Here is a 4,364-nt window from a genome sequence, read left to right on the forward strand (position 1 = left end):
GGCCGTCGCACGTAAAATGCGTGAAGAAATTGACGAGATTGCAGACTTCCGCCGCACGCATCAGGACGCTTTTTACTACAACTGGCGTCTTACCATTGCACGTGACTTTCAGGCACCCTTCGAGCCCACCCATGAAGCTATGCGCGGTCTAGCGCTTCACCGTCAGCAGCCAACCCATGAACTAGCGGCCAACTTGCGTCGTGCTTTTTCTGGCATTGTGGCGGGTAACGTTAAAGAGCCAGGGATTCGAGCAATTGAAGCCCATGGACCTTTTGAGTTAACTGCTGAACCAGAACTCATGCAGCGCTTAGACGAGCTATTAACCTCATTTGTCGCCCAAGGACGCATGAAACTTGATGGACAAGCATATACACCCTGCTATGTTCTCAAGTAACTAATTTAGCAAGCACAGCCTTTATCAGGCGCAACCCAGTCGCGCTGCGCCTGATACATCAGGAAATTCACCGTGATTATTGCTCTTTTAACGCTGATTGCAGCAGGCATCATCAAAGGTGCCATCGGTTCTGGCGTGCCAGTCATCGTAGTCCCTGTACTCACCATGCTCTACGACGTGAAGCTGGCTATTGCCGTGTTAATAGCCCCCAATTTGTTCAGTAACATTTTACAAGTATGGCAATATCGGCACCATTTGTTACCACTGCGTTTTCTCGCTGCCTTCTCTCTTTCTGGCGGGCTAGGCATTGTGCTGGGCACATGGGGCTTAGTCGTGTTATCACCCACTCTTTTATCGCTTGGGGTGGCCGCGTCGATCGTGCTCTATTTGGTCATCAAAATAGCTAGGCGAACGATCGCCCTTCCTTTCGCGACTGCCAACCGCATCGTGCTGCCTGTCGGTTTGCTCGCTGGCGTTCTGCAAGGTGCTGCGGGCATGTCAGCACCCGCATCTGTGACGTTTCTAAACGCAATGCAATTGGAGCGCCGCGTGTTTATCGGCTCTATCTCGGTGTTTTTTGTTGCTATCACCTGCGTGCAAATACCCGCGCTGCTGAGTGCGGAAATACTCACACTGGAACGTACGCTTTACAGCTTTATAGCACTATTCGTAATTCTCGCCGCCATGCCCATCGGCGCACAGCTCGGCAAACGCCTACCGCACCGCTGGTTTGATAATCTCATCATGCTGTTGCTGGCAGGTATTGCAGTCAAAATTATTGTGGATGCTGTGTTTTAAACCAAGCCTTACCACTAGACAGAAATGGCGCACAGGGAAATTACCCTAGCGCCACCTATGACTTGTTATCCCCCTAGGTGGCGCTGATCTTTTATAAACAGGGCATTACAATTAGCCCATGCTCAGTTTCTATTTAACCTTGAGCATGCGCCAGCCCACCTTCTCAGCTTCAATTAACAGATAAATCATTCCGCTACTTAAAATGATAGCTAGCCAATGCGTAATGCTTAACCCTTCGCTAGAGAAGATAAGCTGCATAAAGGGTAAATAGGTAAACGCCATTTGCAGCAACATCACCATCATAATAGCGATCCATACCGGCCGACTGCCAAAAATGCCGGCAAACGACAGCGTACTATTAATTAAAAAGCGGCTATTGATTAAATAAGCGGCACTGCCAGTGACCAGCATATTGACCGCCCCTGCCCGCGCTAGCGCTTCACTGCCCCCTTGGTTGAGTATCCAGGAGAACATGCCGAAGACGCCGACGAGCAGCAGCACAGACACAAAAATCACTCGCCACAATAAAAATAGATCAAGCAGCGGTGCTTTAGGGTCTCTGGGCTGGCGTGCCATTAAGTCTTTCTCCCCGCTCTCAAACGCTAATGCCAAGCCTAGCGTAATCGCTACCACCATATTTACCCATAATGCCTGTAACGGCGTTACCGGTAGCACCGAGCCTGATAGCACGGCAAGCATAATCGCCAAGCCCTGAGCAACATTGGTCGGCAGAATAAAGGTGATCGTTTTACGGATGTTATCGTAGACTTTGCGGCCTTCTTCAATAGCACTGACAATGGTTGCGAAGTTATCGTCTGCCAATACCATTTCAGAAGCATCTTTCGCCGCCTCAGTCCCCTGCACACCCATAGCAACGCCGACATCAGCACGTTTCAAGGCTGGCCCATCATTAACGCCATCTCCAGTCATGGAGCAAACCCCACCCCGTGCCTGCATCGCTTTTACTAAGCGCAGCTTATGTTCAGGAGATGCTCGAGCAAAGACATCAATCTCTAAAATAATGTCTTCTAACGCTTGATCGGACATCGCTTCAATTTCTCGCCCGGTAAGCGCTTTCTGGGTTTGCGCAAAACCCAGTTGTTTAGCAATAGCCAGCGCTGTCGAAGCATGATCACCGGTAATCATAACGGGACGAATACCCGCTTGTTGGCAACGTTTAACCGCTTCAATGGCCTCTTCTCTTGGTGGGTCCAGCAAGCCAATAATTCCCAGTAAGCGCAACCCACCTTCAATATGGTGATGATCAAGCTCATCAATTGCAGCGGCAGGTTTATCCGCAATGGCCAGAACGCGCAAACCTCGCGAGGAAAGCTCGTGAATACGGTTTTCCCACTCATTACGATCAATATCGACAGTGCCTTGCTTGGTAGCAACGCTGTCGCACATTTCTATCAAACGATCAGGCGCCCCCTTTACGATGACACGCTGGCCATCAGCTCCTGCATGCAGAGTGGCCATATACTTAAAGTCTGACTCGAAAGGGATCGCATCTACCCGCGGAAACTGCTGGCGCACCTCTGACGTTTTTATACCTGCTTTTTCACCGGCAACCACTAACGCGCCCTCTGTCGGGTCACCATAAATCTGATACTGTCCCGCCTGCTGTTGCAGCTCAGTGTCGTTACACAATACGCCAGCACATAAAAAATCGCTTAACGGTTGGGCACTGTCCATATCGACACATTCTGTGTCTTGTTCACCGCTGACACGCAGTCGATAAAAAGCCCCCTTGGGCGTGAAACCGATACCCTCGATGAAAAACTGCTCGTCACCCAGCCATACCGCTTGAGCCGTCATTTCATTGCGCGTCAATGTGCCCGTTTTATCGGAAAAAATAGTCGAGATGGAGCCTAACGTTTCTACTGCAGGAAGTCGTCGAATAATGGCGTTACGCTTCGCCATGCTTTGCACACCAAGCGCGAGCCCGATGGTGACAATGGCGGGTAGACCTTCGGGAATCGCATGGGGGGTAGACCTTCGGGAATCGCGGCCACCGCTAGACCGACAGCAGCCATAAACATATCAGCAGCGGGCTGGTCATGAAGAAGCGTGCCTAACAACGCGGTAATAGCGGCGGCACCTAAAATAAAAATTGCCAGCACCCTGCCCGCACGATCAAGCTGCTGAAGCAACGGCGTTTTAATTTTTTCCACACCACGCAGAAGTTCGGAAATTTTGCCGATTTCAGTGTAGCGCCCCGTCTCAACGACCAAACCACGGGCATTGCCTTGTACCACAATCGTACTGGCAAACGCCATACTGCTTCGCTCCGCAAGATCCACATCTGCACTCACTGGGTGCGACTGCTTCTCTACAGGCACCGACTCCCCAGTTAGAGCCGCCTCGTCGGTGCGAAAACGCCGCGCTTCAATCAGTCGCACGTCCGCAGGTATCCGGTCACCACTTTCCACCAGCACGATGTCCCCAGGTACTAACGCTTCGGCAGGAATGGTAGTGCGCTTCCCGTCACGTATGACATTAGCCTGAGGAGAAAGCATATTGCGGATGCTATCAAGCGCCTGTTCAGCTTTTCCTTCCTGGATAAAACCAATCAGCGCGATCACGGCCACTACCCCTACAATGGCCGCCGCATCGATGACATGCCCAAGCAGGAAACTGGCAATGGCAGCAACCAGCAGTATAAGAATTAAAATATTATTCAGCTGATCCAATAAACGCCGATACCAAGGACGTCCCTGAGCCTGCTGAAGACGATTCGGCCCGTAGCGTTCTATACGCACTAGAGCCTCTGCAGTGGATAGGCCATCGACGGTAGCGGCCTGCCACGCCAGCGCTTGATCTATCGAGGCACAATGCCACTCTCGAGAAGGCTTCACTGGTGTTTGAGGGTTTTCCATCCATAAGCTCCCTTGTTAACTATACGGTCAGCTTACCGCAGGTTGCTGCACCGCAACACTGCTAATATTTATAAACTAACAAGGAAATGATGCAACGCAAAAAAAAGCCTCAAAATCAAGACTGAGTACGCCGAGTAAAACATCACAATGAATATTTTCTATAGATATGGGGGGCTGTTAATAGCGGTGAAAGTTGGTGTTTTTATTATATTGCGACCAACCAATGAAGTAAGCAAAGGTCAATATTATACCATTCAAATACTCGTATAATAAGTGGTTATGCAAAAGTTATC

At 50.3% G+C, this 4,364-nt stretch carries 4 protein-coding genes; 2 read left to right on the forward strand and 2 right to left on the reverse strand.

Features of this window, described 5'->3' with window-relative positions; translation table 11 throughout:
- Together INT22_RS12235 and INT22_RS12240 are read left to right on the forward strand one after the other, a co-directional pair.
- Positions 1-394: pyrimidine/purine nucleotide monophosphate nucleosidase domain-containing protein (locus tag INT22_RS12235; protein WP_193068286.1), on the forward strand; the 394-nt coding region annotated here is incomplete at its 5' end.
- A 72-nt stretch (positions 395-466) separates the two neighbouring features.
- Positions 467-1,192, forward strand: coding sequence for a TSUP family transporter (locus INT22_RS12240; protein WP_193060359.1), 726 nt, complete (start codon positions 467-469; stop codon positions 1,190-1,192).
- Positions 1,193-1,321: 129 nt separating this feature from the next.
- On the opposite strand, the gene INT22_RS12245 is transcribed toward INT22_RS12240, so the two are convergent.
- Positions 1,322-3,115, reverse strand: coding sequence for an HAD-IC family P-type ATPase (locus INT22_RS12245; protein WP_226912674.1), 1,794 nt, complete (start codon positions 3,113-3,115; stop codon positions 1,322-1,324).
- A complete protein-coding gene (locus INT22_RS20910; protein WP_226912675.1) occupies positions 3,073-4,071 on the reverse strand; it encodes an HAD-IC family P-type ATPase in 999 nt (332 codons plus the stop codon). Before INT22_RS20910 ends, INT22_RS12245 begins: the two co-directional genes overlap by 43 nt.
- Positions 4,072-4,364: the final 293 nt, after the last annotated feature.

The organism is Halomonas sp. 3D7M, assembly GCF_014897885.1.
In the GTDB taxonomy this organism is placed as follows: Bacteria; Pseudomonadota; Gammaproteobacteria; order Pseudomonadales; family Halomonadaceae; genus Vreelandella.